Annotated in this window: 13 protein-coding genes and 1 pseudogene; 2 read left to right on the forward strand and 12 right to left on the reverse strand. The window is 60.4% G+C overall.

Annotated elements, in window-relative coordinates; all coding sequences use genetic code 11:
* Positions 1-87 precede the first annotated feature (87 nt).
* Positions 88-975 (forward strand): DUF2242 domain-containing protein, encoded by an 888-nt coding sequence (locus tag JN403_RS12575; RefSeq protein ID WP_205487156.1) that lies wholly within the window; start codon positions 88-90, stop codon positions 973-975.
* Between the two features lie 237 nt (positions 976-1212).
* Here the strand turns inward: JN403_RS12575 and ilvA are convergent, their stop codons facing one another.
* The 4 genes from ilvA to JN403_RS12595 all read right to left on the reverse strand — a co-directional run bounded on the left by ilvA (position 1213) and on the right by JN403_RS12595 (position 7474).
* The gene (ilvA, locus tag JN403_RS12580) at positions 1213-2796 is read right to left on the reverse strand and encodes a threonine ammonia-lyase, biosynthetic (RefSeq protein WP_205487157.1); all 1584 of its coding nucleotides are present in this window, start codon (positions 2794-2796) and stop codon (positions 1213-1215) included.
* Positions 2797-3429: 633 nt separating this feature from the next.
* Positions 3430-4482 (reverse strand): AraC family transcriptional regulator, encoded by a 1053-nt coding sequence (locus JN403_RS12585; protein ID WP_240356913.1) that lies wholly within the window; start codon positions 4480-4482, stop codon positions 3430-3432.
* A complete protein-coding gene (locus tag JN403_RS12590) occupies positions 4473-5624 on the reverse strand; it encodes a carbon-nitrogen hydrolase family protein (RefSeq protein ID WP_205487158.1) in 1152 nt (383 codons plus the stop codon). Before JN403_RS12590 ends, JN403_RS12585 begins: the two co-directional genes overlap by 10 nt.
* A gap of 209 nt (positions 5625-5833) precedes the next feature.
* Positions 5834-7474, reverse strand: coding sequence for a methyl-accepting chemotaxis protein (locus tag JN403_RS12595; protein ID WP_205487159.1), 1641 nt, complete (start codon positions 7472-7474; stop codon positions 5834-5836).
* Between the two features lie 308 nt (positions 7475-7782).
* On the opposite strand from JN403_RS12595, the gene JN403_RS12600 reads away from it, so the two are divergent.
* Positions 7783-9798, forward strand: a complete 2016-nt coding sequence (locus JN403_RS12600) for an NADPH-dependent 2,4-dienoyl-CoA reductase (protein ID WP_205487160.1) — start codon at positions 7783-7785, stop codon at positions 9796-9798.
* Positions 9799-9853: 55 nt separating this feature from the next.
* Here the strand turns inward: JN403_RS12600 and JN403_RS12605 are convergent, their stop codons facing one another.
* From JN403_RS12605 to JN403_RS25465, 8 genes and pseudogenes are all read right to left on the reverse strand, one after another.
* Positions 9854-10603, reverse strand: coding sequence for a DUF2931 family protein (locus JN403_RS12605; RefSeq protein ID WP_345945846.1), 750 nt, complete (start codon positions 10601-10603; stop codon positions 9854-9856).
* Positions 10590-11228 carry a DUF2931 family protein gene (locus tag JN403_RS12610; RefSeq protein ID WP_205487161.1) on the reverse strand — a complete coding sequence of 213 codons (639 nt, stop codon included), beginning with the start codon at positions 11226-11228 and terminating at the stop codon, positions 10590-10592. The genes JN403_RS12605 and JN403_RS12610 overlap by 14 nt, the downstream gene beginning before the upstream one ends.
* A complete protein-coding gene (locus JN403_RS12615; RefSeq protein WP_205487162.1) occupies positions 11225-11767 on the reverse strand; it encodes a hypothetical protein in 543 nt (180 codons plus the stop codon). Before JN403_RS12615 ends, JN403_RS12610 begins: the two co-directional genes overlap by 4 nt.
* A 118-nt stretch (positions 11768-11885) precedes the next feature.
* Positions 11886-12524, reverse strand: coding sequence for a DUF2931 family protein (locus tag JN403_RS12620; RefSeq protein WP_205487163.1), 639 nt, complete (start codon positions 12522-12524; stop codon positions 11886-11888).
* Positions 12521-13210: a hypothetical protein gene (locus JN403_RS12625; protein ID WP_205487164.1), complete on the reverse strand. Its 690-nt coding sequence runs from the start codon at positions 13208-13210 to the stop codon at positions 12521-12523. Before JN403_RS12625 ends, JN403_RS12620 begins: the two co-directional genes overlap by 4 nt.
* Positions 13185-13649 (reverse strand): DUF2931 family protein, encoded by a 465-nt coding sequence (locus JN403_RS25455; protein ID WP_345945848.1) that lies wholly within the window; start codon positions 13647-13649, stop codon positions 13185-13187. The genes JN403_RS12625 and JN403_RS25455 overlap by 26 nt, the downstream gene beginning before the upstream one ends.
* Before the next feature lie 11 nt (positions 13650-13660).
* A pseudogene (locus tag JN403_RS25895) lies at positions 13661-13822 on the reverse strand (hypothetical protein); the annotation flags it as partial.
* Positions 13819-15384: a DUF2235 domain-containing protein gene (locus JN403_RS25465; RefSeq protein ID WP_345945849.1), complete on the reverse strand. Its 1566-nt coding sequence runs from the start codon at positions 15382-15384 to the stop codon at positions 13819-13821. The gene JN403_RS25465 and the pseudogene JN403_RS25895, both read right to left, overlap by 4 nt.
* Positions 15385-15549: the final 165 nt, after the last annotated feature.

Raw genomic sequence — 15549 nt, forward strand, 5'->3', positions numbered from 1 at the left:
TGCGTTGATCCCATGGCAGGCTTGTTGCAGACTTACCGGCGTTTTCTCCGGTCCACGTTCAGTCGACCAATTGCCCCAGGATGTTTGATGCCTAAATTACTGAGCTTTCGTACCGCATGCTGGGTCATTACCCTGCTGGCTGCCGCAGGCTGCTCGTCGAAGAAACCGACGGTCTATGAGCATGAGAATTTCGACGATGCGGGGACATTCTCCCGTAACTACCCGGTTTCGGATGCCGCCACCTGTGAAGCGGCTCGACGGGCACTGCTGAGCCAGGGCTACATCATCACCAGCAGCGATCCCAAAGTGATCAGCGGCCATAAAAGCTTCCAGCAAACCGGCGAAACCCACATGGAGATCAGCTTCAATGTGGTGTGCGCCCCGGACGGCAGCGCCGACAACCGCACCACGATGTTCGCCAACGCGCTACAGGATCGCTATGCGTTGAAGAAGGTCAATAACTCCGCGAGCCTGGGGGTAGGCGTGCTGGGGTCTGTGTCGATGCCGATTGGTTCGACCGACGACTCGATGGTCAAGGTCGCCAGTGAAACCGTGGCGTCGTCCAAGTTCTATGACCGCTTCTTCGCACTGGTGGAAAACTTCTTGCCGCCTGAACTGAAGAAGGCCGCGCACATTGAAGAGAAGCCCAAAACCGAACTGGGTATGCCTGAGCCGGTGCCGGGCAAACCGGCGGCCTTGACGGAGCAAAAGCCGGCCGCTGCACCGGCTGCACCTGCGCCAACCACACCTGCACCCACTATGCCCGTCGCGCCGGCGCCATTGGCGACCCCTGCGACTCAGCCTGCGCCCGCCGCCGAGCAGAGCAGCGAGCCAATGCCTGCGCCTGCCGAACCGGAACCGTTGAAGGCCGAAACAGCGACGCCTGCCGAGGCTGCACCTGCGACGACGCCTGCGCCGGAAACGACCACCGAGCCGAGCCCTGCGCCAGCGGTTGAGTCAACGCCGGCGCAGTGAGCTGTTCTGCTAATTCCCAGGAGCGGTCCCGCGCGCTGACACCGCACGTGCAGCAAACGCAAAACCTGTGGGAGTGACCGGGGTGGCGCTCCACCTTGCTCACGAAGGTCTCTCTGCCAACACGCAACCTGTGGGAGTGAGCTTGCTCACGAAGAGGGTCTTTCAGCCGCTGGAAATTCAGTGACTGATCTGGCCTATTCGCGAGCAAGCTCGCTCCCACACGGAGTCTCCATACAGTCAGACAATCTGTGGTGGAAGCACTGTCTGGCTCACCCCAAAAAGCTTGTACGCCGGGTTCCTGGTCTCGTCCCAATACGGATAGCCAATCTCCGCCAGCGCCTGCGGCACCAGATGCCGTTCGTCTTCCGGCACCACCAATCCGGCCACCACACGCCCGTCTGCCGCGCCATGGTTGCGGTAGTGGAACATCGAGATATTCCATTTCCCGCCCAGCTTGTTCAGAAAGTTGAACAACGCGCCCGGCCGTTCCGGAAACTCAAAGCGCAGCACCACCTCATCGCTGACCCGCTCCGAATGCCCGCCCACCATGTGCCGCAGGTGCAGCTTGGCCAGTTCGTTGTCGGTCAGGTCCAGCACCGGGAAACCCTGTTCCGTCAGGCTCGCAATCAGGGCTTTGCGAGGGTCGGTGTCGGGGTGGGTCTGCACGCCGACGAAGATGTGCGCCTCGCGGTCAGTGTGGTAGCGGTAGTTGAACTCGGTGATCTGCCGCTTGCCGATGGCTGCGCAGAAGGCTTTGAAGCTGCCCGGCTGTTCCGGAATGGTCACGGCAATGATTGCTTCGCGGCCTTCGCCCAGTTCGGCCCGTTCGGCGACGTGGCGCAAGCGGTCGAAGTTGACATTGGCGCCGGAGTCAATGGCGACAAACGTCTGCCCAGTGACTTCGTACTGTTCGGTGTACTTTTTGATCCCGGCCACGCCCAGCGCGCCGGCAGGCTCGGTGATCGAGCGGGTATCATCGTAGATGTCCTTGATCGCCGCGCAGATTTCATCGGTGCTGACGGTGATCACCTCGTCGACGTAATCCTTGCAGATGTCGAAGGTGTACTGACCGATCTGCGCCACCGCGACGCCATCGGCGAACAGCCCGACCTGTTGCAGCACCACGCGCTCGCCGTAGGCCATGGCCTGTTGCAGGCAATTGGAATCGTCCGGCTCAACGCCAATCACCTTGATCTCCGGGCGCAGGTATTTCACGTAGGCCGCGATTCCGGCAATCAGCCCGCCGCCACCGACCGGGACGAAGATCGCGTCCAGTGGCCCCTGATGCTGACGCAGGATTTCCATGGCCACCGTGCCTTGCCCGGCAATGGTGTCAGGGTCGTCATAGGGGTGAACGTAGACGTAGCCGTGTTCCTCGACCAGCTTCAGCGAATACGCCAGCGCTTCGGGAAACGAGTCGCCGTGCAGTACGACTTTTCCGCCGCGGGAGCGCACGCCCTCGACCTTGATCTCCGGCGTGGTCTTTGGCATGACGATGGTCGCCGACACGCCTAAGGTCTTCGCCGCCAGCGCCAGGCCCTGGGCGTGATTACCCGCCGAGGCCGTCACCACGCCCCGCGCCAAGTCTTCCGGACTCAACTGCGCCAGCTTGTTGTACGCGCCACGAATCTTGAAGGAGTACACCGGCTGCAAGTCTTCGCGCTTGAGCAGCACGTTGTTGCCCAGGCGCCGGGACAGCTGGCGCGCGGCGTGCAGCGGGGTTTCCACGGCAACGTCGTACACGCGGGAAGTGAGGATCTTTTTTACGTAGTGATTGAGCAGGTCGCCCTGAGCGAGCGCGTAGGCCGGTGGCTGACTCATCGTGAGGGCCTCGTCGGAAGGCTTGGGATGATCAGGCGGGCGGCGAAAAAGGCGAGGGAAGGGCGAATGATCATGTCTGGCTCCTGGTGTGGTTTTTGGCCCGAGAGACAGAGAGAAAAACCCGCCTCTAGGGCGGGTTGGGTGCAAACGTCGGCTAACCCGCCATGACTGGAATGGCGGTAATAATTATCTGGCCGAAGAAATGCTGGAGTGCGTTCATGGCGTCGAGACTATGGCGAACACGGCGCGATCGTCAAGTGGCCAACCCGTCATGCATAAAAGAACTCACAGCCCACACACCGAATGCGAGCTCAAAGCAGGCTTGGAGATGGGTCTGCACGTGATCGCGACCCTTGCCGTTTATCCGCGCGCGTCCAGTGTTCAACGGGCCTTCATTTTTTGTTCATGAGGGCACTTTAGGGTTGGGCTCGTAGTCAGTAAATTTGCTGCTGAATGACTCAGCGTCGCCACAACGATGACGAGCACAAAAGCCACCTATCACAAGAACCCGCCACGAGGGCGCAAAAATGGACGAGTATCAGGAAGAACTGCTGGAATACCAGGCGTACGAGATGGACCCGCTGGAACCTGCCGAAGACGCCACCGAGTTGTAAGAAAACCCACGGCTGCCAGTCAGAACGACTGGCGCTGGCTGCGGCGAAACGCACCGGGGGTCTGTTCCGTCCAGCGCTTGAAAGCCCGCTGAAAAGCTTCGGCCGACGCAAATCCTAACAAGTAAGCGATTTCGCCGAAGGCCAGTTCGGTGTCCCGGATGTAGGTCATGGCGAGGTCGCGCCGGGTGTCATTGAGGATCGCGCGAAACTGCGTGCCTTCGTCCGCCAGCTTGCGGCGCAGCGTCCAGGTCGGCAGCTTCAGTCGCGCGGCCACTTCTTCCAGATCCGGCTCCCGACCTCCATTCAACAACGGCCCCAGCAGTTGGGTGATGCGCTCGCGCAGGCTGCGGGTGCGCGTGAGCTGTTCCAGTTCCCGCTCACACACCTGCAGCAGATGCCGCCAGGTACTCGGCACGTGGTCGGGATTGCGCAGGCCAAGCTGACGCTGGTTGAGGCGCAACTGATTGACGCCCGCAGCGAAACTCACAGGCTGCTCGCAGAGCACGGCGTATTCAGCGGCGTAGTCGGGGGCCTCGAACTCGATCTCCAGACGTTCGGCTTTTAGTGTCGTCCCGCTCAGCGTCGACAGCTGATGCAGCCAGCCGCTGAGAATAGAATCCACCACGAAGCGGTTGTAGTCGTTGTACGGGCTGATGGAATAGAAGCGCAGCCAGGCGCCGTCACTGTCCTCGTGCAAGCTCGACTGACCGCGATAATTCGAGCCGTACAGCGGTTCGAACCGAATCAGCGTGCGCGCCGCTTCACGCACGGTCGGCGCCTGCCCGGCAGTGATACCCGCCAGACCGGCGTGGCTCAAACGACTGGCCTGGCCCATTCGCAAGCCCAGCGCAGGCAGGCCGGTCAGCTCGATGGCGCCATGGCCCAGGCGCATGTAGCGCGGGATCGACAGCCGGGCACCGGCCTCGCCCAGTCGCGCGGCATCCAGGCCGTATTGCGCCAGCAGCGGTTGCGGGTCTTTCCCTTCTTTGCGAACGGCGTCGGTGAGGCTGTGGACGAAGCCCACGGACAGATCGCCCAGACGCACGCGAGGGAGGCCATCGGTCACAACCACAGATTGATCAGGCGCGCGCCATGACCGGGGCGGACACCTTTCGGGGTGGCGCTGATGGATTGCTCGGCGATGCTTTGTCCGTCGCGACTGGCGAAACTGTGGCCGGCGCTGCCTTGATCCCAGAACTGCCCGCGCATGAATACGCCGATACCCGCCTTGGCGGTGCTGGCCGGGGTCAGGGCCAGTCGACGCCAGGCTTCGCCCTGGGTCATGGGTGTTGCGCCGAGGTTCAGATGGGCGGCCAGTGCCTCGTGCTTGTCGCTGCGCCAGGGTTCTGCCCAGCCGCCAGTGCCGGCGACGTAAGCGGGCACTGCGATCAGCTCGACGCCGCTGGCGTTGAGCCGCGCGTAGTTGTCGGGGTACCAGCTGTCACTGCCGATCAGCGTCGCCAGCCGTCCGGCCGGGGTGTCGATCACGTTGAGCGGCGCGTCTTTGCCGGGACGGATGTAACCCCGCTGATTCCAGCCCGGGAACAACTGACGCTGGGGCTGCCCCAAGGGCACCCCGTCGGGGCCGAACACCAGGCTGCTGTTGTAGAGCGCGCCGCGGCCGATGCGCAGTTCGCCGTTTTCCACCTGCGGGCTGGGCAGCACGATCGAGCCGGCCACCAGCGTCACGCCGAATTCCCTCGCCAGCCCGCCGAACACGTTCTGATAGTCCTGCGCCATGTTGTGCGCCTTCATGCGCAGGCGTGCATCCTCCAGGCGGCTGCTGCCCCGCGCATGAAACATGGCGTCGATGAACAGCAGCGGGTTGCTGAACGCCAGCCAGTTCATGGCTTCGTCGAGGGTGGTGGCTTGGTAGAACTGGGCCTTTTCGTCGACGGCCAACAGCCAGGTGCCGATGTGCTCGGGCAGTACCACGATGGTTTTATCGTTGAGCAGCCCATGGTCGCGGGCCTGTACGAGATACGACGCGAGCTTGCGGTGCAGGCGTTTGACGCTCGAATAGTCGGAAGGAAACAGCTCGGGCTGAATGCCCAGCAGGTTGCCGCGTGCGCCGGGTTGCCCGTCGTTGATCACCAGCTGAATGCGCAGGTCCGTCAGGTAATGCCCGACATGACGCTTGCCCGTCCACAGCCCGTAGCTGACGAGGAGAATCACCAGCACTGCAGCGGTAAGTGAACCGAAAACTTTGCGCATGAAGAAAGGAGAACTGCCTCTGGGAAGAAAGCGCAGGGCGCGATGACGTTGCCGGAAGGCTACGGCAAAACGGCCATTTGGAGAAGGTTTGCCAACGGCCTGGGCGGCCATTTGGTGAATGCGTTGAGGCGACGCGGCATCGGCGGCCGCCTGCGCTGTAGGGATTAGCCGTGATGCCGGCGATTTGCAGGCATCACGGGCACTACGTTTTACAGGCGGAAGCGGCTGACGAGGGTGTTAAACGATACGGCCAGGCGGGAAAGCTCCTGAGTCGACGCGTTGGTCTGGTGCGCACCGGCTGCCGTCTGGGTAGACAGGTCCTGGATGTTCACCAGATTGCGGTCTACCTCCCGCGCGACATTGGCCTGCTCTTCGGAGGCAGTGGCGATGACCAGGTTGCGATCGTTGATCTGGGCAATGCCGTCGGCGATCTGCTCCAGCGCGCGGCCCGTTGCCTGCGCCAGCGCCTGGGTGTCGGTGACCAGCGCCTGACTTTTACCCATCGCTCCGACCGCCTGATCGGCGCTGGCCTGGACGCTGTTGATCATGCCTTCGATCTCACCGGTGGAGGCCTGCGTGCGCGCAGCCAGGGCCCGCACCTCGTCGGCGACCACGGCAAAGCCCCGGCCCTGCTCACCGGCACGGGCGGCTTCGATGGCGGCGTTCAAGGCCAGCAGGTTGGTCTGCTCGGCGATGCCGCGAATCACGTCCAGCACCTTGCCGATGTCCCGGACCTGCACGGCCAGGTCGCGAACCATGTTGGTCGAGGTGGCGATTTCGGTGGTCGCGCTATTGATGGCTTCGACCGCGCCACGGGCCTGGTCACGGCCATCGCTGGCCTGTTTGCTGGTGGTCCTCGACGCATCGGACGTGGACACGGCGTTGCGCGCCACTTCTTCCACAGCGGAAGTCATTTCCGTGACGGCGGTCGCGGCCTGCTGGATCTCGTCGTTCTGGCGGACCAACCCGCGGCTGCCGTTATCGCTGACGGCGGTCAGCTCTTCTGCGGCAGAGGCCAGTTGATTGGACGCATCGGCAATCTGCTGAATGGTGCTTTTCAGGCTTCCCTGCATCTCGCCCAGCGCCATCAACAATTGCCCGGCTTCATCGCGGCCGGTGCTCACGACGGGTTGCGTCAGGTCACCGCCGGCGATGCTCCGCGCGCTCGCGACCGCATAAGCGATAGGACGGCTGATCAGCCGACTGATGAGCACGCCCAGCAGGATAGCGGCCAGGAACGCAATGGCAATGCCGATGTATAGCGCCGTCTTGGCGGCTGACTCCATATGGGCGGCATCCTCGGCGCCTTCGCCGATCTGCCGGTCATTGGATTTGACCATGACAGTCAGTTCATCCAGCACAACACGGTACGCCGCCTGCAGATCACCAACCAACAAGGCGCGGCCGTTATCAAGGTCGCCGGCCTTCATGAGGGCAAGGTATTTCTGAACCAGTGCCTGGTAGATCGGCCAGTCCTTCTCCATCTGGTCGCCTGCCGCGCGCTCATCGTCGGCGAGCGGGGTCTTGCGGTATTCCGCGAACGCTTTTTCGCTCTCTTGCTGATTGGCGTTTATCGATGCAATCACCTCGTCCTTCACGCTCTGGGGAAGACCGGCGGCCGTGGCCGTATACAACCGATAGAGATCGCGGCTTTGTCCTACGGCGTTGGTTTTGGCCTGGCCGGTTTTTGCGACGGACACCAGGTTATTGCTGAACACCAGTTTCAGGCTTTCCGACAGGTCGGACACCCCACGGCTTCCCAGCACCCCCACGCCCAGGGTGATGAATGCGCACAGCACGAAGGCTGTGATCAATTTCGTCGATATTTTTGCATCATTGATCCAGCTCATTGATCGTCCTGCCGAGGTATTAAGAAGAAGGACATTGTTTGGCCATCAGGGCGATGGGGCAAAGTCGTCATCGGGCTATCGGCGGAGAAGTCGAAGGCTGGAGGGGCACCCGATGAACGATGAGGTGCACCGCTTGGTCATTGATTTGTCAGTTTGAGTCATTGAGCATGGCCGGGCGGCTGTTTACTGTTTGCGCCATGTACAAGGCGCTCGTTCGAGGCCCTGACTGATCCGACGGGCGCCACAGAGCGCTCGCGCCCCGTGATGATGCCCGATGGAGTTTTTATGGCCGCCCCCACTACCCGCATTTGCTTGCGCCCCTGGACCTGGGTTTCACCACGCTGCGCAACCGCACCCTGATGGGCTCGATGCACACCGGCCTCGAAGAGAAGCCGGGCGGGTTCGAGCGCATGGCGGTGTATTTCGCCGAGCGCGCACGGGGCGGGGTCGGCCTGATGGTCACCGGCGGTATCGCGCCGAACGCTGAAGGCGGGGTGTATTCGGGGGCGGCCAAGCTGTCGACGCCGGAAGAGGCGGCCAACCATCGCATCGTCACCCAAGCCGTGCACGAGGCCGGCGGCAAGATCTGCATGCAGATCCTCCACGCCGGACGTTATGCCTACAGTCCGAAGCAGGTGGCACCGAGCGCGATTCAGGCGCCGATCAACCCCTTCAAGCCCAAAGAGCTGGACGAAGAGGGCATCGAGAAGCAGATTCAGGATTTCGTTACCTGCGCGACCCTGGCGCAGACCGCCGAGTACGACGGCGTTGAAATCATGGGCTCCGAAGGCTATTTCATTAATCAGTTTCTCGTTGCTCACACCAACCATCGCAGCGACCGTTGGGGCGGCAGCTACGAAAACCGCATGCGTCTGCCGGTGGAGATTGTGCGTCGCGTACGTGAAGCCGTCGGCCCGAATTTCATCATCATTTATCGCCTGTCGATGCTCGACCTGATCGAGGGCGGCAGCAGTTGGGAAGAAGTGGTGCAACTGGCCCAGGCCATCGAGCGCTCGGGCGCCACGCTGATCAACACCGGCATTGGCTGGCACGAGGCGCGCATTCCGACCATCGCCACCAAAGTACCGCGCGCTGCGTTCGCCAAAGTGACCGCGAAAATGCGCGGCTCGGTGTCGATCCCGCTGATCACCACCAACCGCATCAATACTCCCGAGGTTGCCGAACAGGTGCTGGCCGAAGGGGACGCCGACATGGTTTCCATGGCGCGCCCGTTTCTCGCTGACCCCGAATTCGTCAACAAGGCTGCGGCCGGTCGCAGCGACGAAATCAACACCTGCATCGGCTGCAACCAGGCGTGTCTTGACCACACCTTCGGCGGCAAGCTCACCAGCTGCCTGGTCAACCCGCGCGCCTGCCATGAAACCGAGCTCAATTACCTGCCGGTCACCCAGGTCCGGAAAATCGCCGTCATAGGTGCCGGTCCCGCTGGCCTCGCTGCCGCAACCGTCGCGGCCCAGCGCGGGCACGACGTAACGCTGTTCGACTCGGCCAGCGAAATCGGCGGGCAGTTCAACATCGCCAAGCGCATTCCGGGCAAGGAAGAGTTCTTCGAGACCCTGCGCTACTTCGGCCGCAAGCTGCAGACCACCGGCGTCGACCTGCGCCTGAACACCCGCGTCAAGGTCGATGATCTGGTCGGCAAAGGCTATGACGAAGTGATTCTGGCCACCGGCATCGCACCACGAACGCCGGCCATCCCTGGCGTCGATAACCCCAAGGTGCTGAGTTACCTCGACGTGATCCTCGGCCGTAAACCGGTTGGCAGGTCCGTCGCCGTGATTGGCGCGGGCGGCATCGGCTTCGACGTGTCGGAATACCTTGTGCACCAGGGCGTCTACACCAGCCTGGATCGCGATGCGTTCTGGGACGAGTGGGGCATCGACACGCATCTGGCGGCGCGAGGCGGTGTCGCCGGGATCAAGCCTCATCCCCATGCACCAGCGCGTCAGGTGTTTCTGCTTCAGCGCAAGACCACGAAAGTCGGCGATGGCTTGGGCAAAACCACAGGCTGGATTCATCGCACGGGGCTCAAGAACAAACAGGTGCAGATGCTCAACAGCGTGGAATATTTGAAGATCGACGACGCGGGTCTGCATATTCGTATCGGGGCTGACGGCGAGGAGAAACTGCTGCCGGTGGACAACGTGGTGATCTGCGCCGGGCAGGATCCGCTGCGTGAACTGTATGACGGATTACAGGCGGCGGGGCAGAGCGTGCATCTGATTGGCGGCGCTGATGTGGCGACTGAACTGGATGCCAAACGGGCGATTGATCAGGGGTCGCGATTAGCGGCGGGGTTGTAAGGGGGTTGGGTTCTGGCGGGTGCTGGTGCTGGTGGATTTGACGGGGGTGGGACGGTTACCAGCTGCCGTAGGGGATTCCGTGCTGGTTGATCCAGGCTTGGGCTGCTGGGTTTGGGGGTCGGTAAAACAGCCCTTTTCCGTCTTGGTTGGGGCCTAGCGGTTCGAGTTTAGCTTGGTAGCGGCCAACTTCTTTGAAGCCCAGGCATGGCCCACCTACCCACACTTTGACGATACCTCCCGGAGCCATTCCCAGCGTAATAGCGAATCGGTAGTCTTCTATCCATTCTTTTGAGCCGCGGCAGTAGACCCGCTCTGGCCGTACCATTTCATCGCGTACCCACTGAGGGATTTGTATTCTTGCCCTGTAAGCCTGTGGCTCCACCAGTGACTGCCAGCGCAGGAAAATTTGTTCAGGAAGATCGACGTTATTTATGGGTTTTGACTTGCCCCCTCCTTGATGCCAGCCCTCGGCCTTCCCGGTATAACTTGCGACGCCGCCATGCACTCGAAAAAATGCAAGGCCACGCTTATCTAAAACATCCACAGACTCTACCCACACTTCCATGTGCTTTGGTGCGGCCAATCCTATGTACCATGCCGGATAAGGGAGCTTGACCGGTGGGGGTACTGAGCCACCCGTGGCACAGGCACTCAAGCTGATCAGGTAACCGACCGCCAAGACCAGAGGCCTCATTCGGGAAACCCAGTCTGCAAATGGAAGCGTTGAAAAAAGCCGCAAATGCGCTAGCCGTCGCGTGCCGTGATGCTCCTTGTCAGCACTCATGGCGGAATTACCAACTGCCATAGGGAATTCCGTGCTGGTCGACGTAAGCTTTATTCTCCGGTTCGAGCGGGATGTACTTGCCCTTGCTTGCGCCACGATAGGGGCCGAGCGGTTCGACTTTAGCTTGGTAGCGGCCGACTTCTTTGAAACCCACGCATGGACCACCGACCCAGACTTTCACGACCCCTCCGGGGGCCATGCCTAAGGAAATCACATTCCGGTAGTCATCCTTCCAATCATTTGGTACCAAGCAAAACGCTCGTTCTGGACGAATCATCTCGTTTCGCACCCACTGCGGTATTTGTATTCTGACCTTGTAAGCCTGTGACTCCACCAGTGACTGCCAGCGCAGGAAGATCTGGTCGGGCAGATCGACGTTATTTATAGGTTTCCCTCCTGAGCCCCCTCGGTGCCAGCCCTCGACGTTCCCGGTATAACTTGCGACGCCACCGTGTACCCGAAAGAAAGCGAGTCCACGCTTGTCCAGCACATCGACGGTCTCAACCCAGACTTCCATGTGCTTGGGTGCAGCGAAACCTATGTACCAGGCCGGATACGGCAACTTCGGAGCAGGCGGGAATCTTGGCGCGCCAGCGCAGGCACTCAGACTAATAAGCAGCCCTACAGCGAAGATCAGGCGCTTCACTCTGGATAGCCTTTTTGCGGGCGGTTGAGATGCACATTCCTACGATTCAACGGTGCCGGTTTGCTGAATAGAAAGGGACCCTCAGGGGTCCAGTGCGCGGACAGGTGGATGTAACGTGCCCGGAGTAGTGCCTCTTGCGCAGGGTCAAGTCGCACGAGCCGGTCGGTCATTACCTGCTGCAAGATTCGCTTAGCGATAGGCATAAGCTCCTCTGGCACTGCGAGTTCAGGCCGCGCTTCCAGACCCTTGAAGGGAACGCCGTGACTTATCCCCAGCTCACGCATGACACGCAATGCAATCAAGCTCAGTTGGCCATGCACGGGGCGTTCGAGCAGCACGGTTATCCAGTAGTGCTCCATGGCCGACGCAGCTTTGCCGCGAGGGTTAGTTGCTGCAGGCCAGGCTTTCACCGCAACGTAGCCATCGCGGGCCACGCCTGATTCGCGCAATACCTTGGCGTCCGCCTCTGCACGGGTCCAACCGGCATGGGACTCAACTCTTTGACCCGACGGAACGCTGGCCTTGCAGGGCTGCGTCATCCACAACTTTTCTCGTGCTCGTGTGAGATAACCGCCGCCTACATCGGAGTGGGCGCCGCATTGGGTTCTGAGATATTCATTTGTGCGGTGGCGTGATGGTCGCGAGTCCGCAGTAGCATTACCAACTGCCATAGGGGATGCCGTGTTGGTCTATCCAGGCTTGCGCTGCTGGATTGGGTGCTCGGTAAAACAAGCCTCTTCCGTCCTGGTTGGGTCCGAGCGGCTCGACTTTGGCTTGGTAGCGGCCAACTTCTTTGAAGCCCAGGCATGGCCCGCCAACCCACACTTTGACGATACCTCCCGGCGCCATTCCCAACGTAATCGCGAATCGGTAGTCTTCTATCCACTCTTTTGAGCCGCGGCAGTAGACCCGCTCTGGCCGTACCATTTCATCGCGTACCCACTGAGGGATTTGTATCCTGGCCCTGTAAGCCTGAGGCTCTACCAGTGACTGCCAACGCAGGAAAATCTGGTCGGGTAGATCGACGTTATTTATAGGTTTTCCTCCCGACACCCCTTGGTGCCAGCCCTCCACTTTCCCGGTGTAACTCGCGACGCCGCCGTGCACCCTAAAGAATGCGAGTCCACGCGTGTCCAGTACGTCGACGGTTTCCACCCATACTTCCATGTGCTTGGGGGCGGCGAAACCTATGTACCAGGCCGGATACGGCAGCTTGGGGGCTGGGGGTAATCTTGGCCCACTTGCGCAAGCACTCAGACTAATAAGCAGCCCTATTCCGAAGATAAGGCGGTTCATTCTGGATAGCCTTCTTGCGGACGGTTGAAATGCACGTTGCGGCGTTTGAGCGGTGCCGGTTTGCTCAATAGAAAGGGACCCTCAGGGGTCCAGTGCGCGGACAGGTGGATGTAACGTGCTCGGAGCAATGCCTCTTGCGCAGGGTCAAGTCGTACAAGCCGGTCTGTCATTACCTGCTGCAAAATTCGCTTCGAGATTGGCACGAGTTCATCGGGCAACATGAATCGTTTATCCGTATCGGTGATGACGTCGAATGGAACGCCGTGACGTATCCCCAGCTCACGCATGACACGCAATGCAATCAGGCTCAGTTCACCATGCACCGGGCGTCCGAGCAGCACTGTTATCCAGTAGTCCTCGGTGACCGACGCAGCTTTGCCGCGAGGGTTAGTTGCTGCAGACCAGGCTTTCACCGCAATGTAGCCATCGCGGGCCACACCTGATTCGCGCAATACGTTGGCGTCCGCTTCTGCATGGGCCCAGGCGGCGTGGGATTCAACCCTTTGACCGGTTGGAACGCTGGCCTTGCAGGGCTGCGTCATCCACAGCTTTTCTCGCGCGCGTGGCAGATAGCCCCCACCGACATCGGGGTGGGCGCCGCACTGGATTCTGAGACGTTCATTTGTGCGGTGGCGCGATGGGTGCGAGGCCGCAGCAGCATTACCAACTGCCATACGGAATGCCATGCTGGTCTATCCAGGCTTGCGCTGCTGAATTGGGTGCTCGGTAAAACAACCCTTTTCCGTCTTGGTTGGGTCCGAGGGGCTCGACTTTGGCTTGGTAGCGGCCAACTTCTTTGAAGCTCAGGCATGGCCCACCGACCCACACTTTGACGATACCTCCCGGAGCCATTCCCAAAGTAATCGCGAAACGGTAGTCGTTCATCCATTCTTTTGAACTGCGGCAATACACGCGCTTTGGCGTCACCATCTCATCGCGTACCCACTGCGGTATTCGGATGCTGATTTTGTAAGCCTGAGGCTCCACTAGTGACTGCCAGCGCAGAAGAAGTTGGTCTGGTAAGTCAACGTTGTTGATGGGTTTGCCGCCAGATGTGCCCTTGTGCCAGCCCTCGGGCTTTCGCGTGTAACCGGCGACCCCGGCATGTACGTTAAAAAAACGTATCCCCGCTGATCGAGCACATCGACGCTTTCAACCCACACTTCCATGTGTTTGGGCGCGGCGAAGCCGATATACCACGCCGGATATGGCAGCTTGACAGGTGGGGGTACTGAGCCACCCGTGGCACAGGCACTCAGGCTGAGTAGGAATCCGACTGCAAAACCCAGGCACCTCATTCCGGATAACCTTCTTGCGGACTGTTGAGGTGCACGTTCCTGCGATTCAGCGGCGCCGGTTTGCTGAATAGAAAGGGACCCTCAGGGGTCCAGTGCGCGGACAGGTGGATGTAACGTGCCCGGAGTAGTGCCTCTTGCGCAGGGTCAAGTCGCACGAGCCGGTCGGTCATTACCTGCTGCAAGATTCGCTTGGAGATTGGCATGAGTTCATCTGGTAACTTGAAGCGTTTATCCGTATCGGTAATGACGTCGAATGGCACTCCATGACGCACACCCAGCTCGCGCATGACACGCAGTGCAATCAAGCTCAGTTCACCATGCACGGGGCGTTCGAGCAGCACGGTTATCCAGTAGTGCTCCATGGCCGACGCAGCTTTGCCGCGAGGGTTAGTTGCTGCAGGCCAGGCTCTCACCGCAATGTAGCCATCGCGGGCCACGCCTGATTCGCGCAATACCTTGGCGTCCGCCTCTGCTCGGGCCCATGCGGCATGGGATTCAACCTTTTGACCGGTCGGAACGCTGGCCTTGCAGGGCTGCGTCATCCACAGCTTTTCTCGTGCTCGTGGCAGATAGCCCCCGCCGACATCGGAGTGGGCGCCCGGCAGTCCGATCTGGAGGTGCGTGTGGTGGACGTTATTAAGAGAAAAGTCGGCTCGATATTCGTCGAGCGCCTGAAGCTGAATGACCTGCCGCGCGCAGTCGGGTGGCAGATAGAGATTGACGCCACGATTAAGGTCGTTGCCAGGACTGAAGTCACCATGTAGAGGATCTGAGATGGCTGCAACGGTATCGAACAGGCCGATCAAGTTGATAGCTACGCCCGTCGAAGCGTCAAATCCCCTCATAAGACCGAAGTTTCCAGCCTTGAGCACTTCGGCAAATATGCCGGACTGCGGCTTGAGGAATTCATTTGCGCAGTGACGCGCCGCCGCAGCGCCACGACTAAAACCGAAGATATCGACTTCGATCTTATGGATTGAAACACCGGGATTGGTTTGTTCAAAAAAGCTGAGTTGCGTCTTGATGGATGTTGGCATCTGTCTCACCCGAGCAACCACCCCTGTCTCTCCTTGCCCTAGAGCTTGCCCAATCAACACGTCATCTTTGCCACCGCTACGGGTACCAATTCCTTCGATGTATGCCCTGATGTAACCGATTTCCGCGTCTTTACTGACTGGCGTCGCGGTGTTATCCGGATACAAGTCATACAAATACGCCACATTACTCGGCGCATTCCCGTAACTATTATTCGGCGCGCTGTTGAATGCACTCCCGTCAAACTCCCCAAAACCAAACTGCTTGCACGTCGCCGCAATGCTCTCCAGCTCTTCACGGCTGAAACTGTCCAAATCCGATTGTCGGCACTGTGCGGTCGCCGCTGCATTGCTCTGATTATTCCCGGTCCCGTCAAAGAACAGCCCGATGCGCAAGGTGATGCCTTCGGTAATTTCCTCTTCCTCTTCTTCCTCCTCCAGTTCAGGTGCGGGACGCGGTGTCAGCCATTCTTCAGGCTCAGGAAAGTCGATCGCGATGTTTCCAGGCAACATTGTGTGGACGGGCATGGTCTTGCCGTCCTTGTCGGTCACCCCGTTGAACACTTCGCCGGCCTGCGTGGTGATCCGGTAACGGACGAAACGGGCAGCGGCCTGTTGCGCGTCGACCAGGGTGTACCCCGCCCCATAGCCATAAGGTATTGGCGTCACCGGAGTCGTCAGCGTGGTGGCAGC

Source organism: Pseudomonas sp. 15A4 (genome assembly GCF_016925575.1).
Classification (GTDB): Bacteria; Pseudomonadota; Gammaproteobacteria; order Pseudomonadales; family Pseudomonadaceae; genus Aquipseudomonas.

Coding starts and splice junctions, on each gene's coding strand:
- JN403_RS12575 (WP_205487156.1), top strand. CDS start 88: ATGCCTAAATTACTGAGCTTTCGTACCGCATGCTGGGTCATTACCCTG.
- ilvA (WP_205487157.1), bottom strand. CDS start 2,796: ATGAGTCAGCCACCGGCCTACGCGCTCGCTCAGGGCGACCTGCTCAAT.
- JN403_RS12590 (WP_205487158.1), bottom strand. CDS start 5,624: ATGCGCAAAGTTTTCGGTTCACTTACCGCTGCAGTGCTGGTGATTCTC.
- JN403_RS12595 (WP_205487159.1), bottom strand. CDS start 7,474: ATGAGCTGGATCAATGATGCAAAAATATCGACGAAATTGATCACAGCC.
- JN403_RS12605 (WP_345945846.1), bottom strand. CDS start 10,603: ATGGCAGTTGGTAATTCCGCCATGAGTGCTGACAAGGAGCATCACGGC.
- JN403_RS12615 (WP_205487162.1), bottom strand. CDS start 11,767: ATGACGCAGCCCTGCAAGGCCAGCGTTCCGTCGGGTCAAAGAGTTGAG.
- JN403_RS12620 (WP_205487163.1), bottom strand. CDS start 12,524: ATGAACCGCCTTATCTTCGGAATAGGGCTGCTTATTAGTCTGAGTGCT.
- JN403_RS12625 (WP_205487164.1), bottom strand. CDS start 13,210: ATGGCATTCCGTATGGCAGTTGGTAATGCTGCTGCGGCCTCGCACCCA.
- JN403_RS25465 (WP_345945849.1), bottom strand. CDS start 15,384: ATGCCCGTCCACACAATGTTGCCTGGAAACATCGCGATCGACTTTCCT.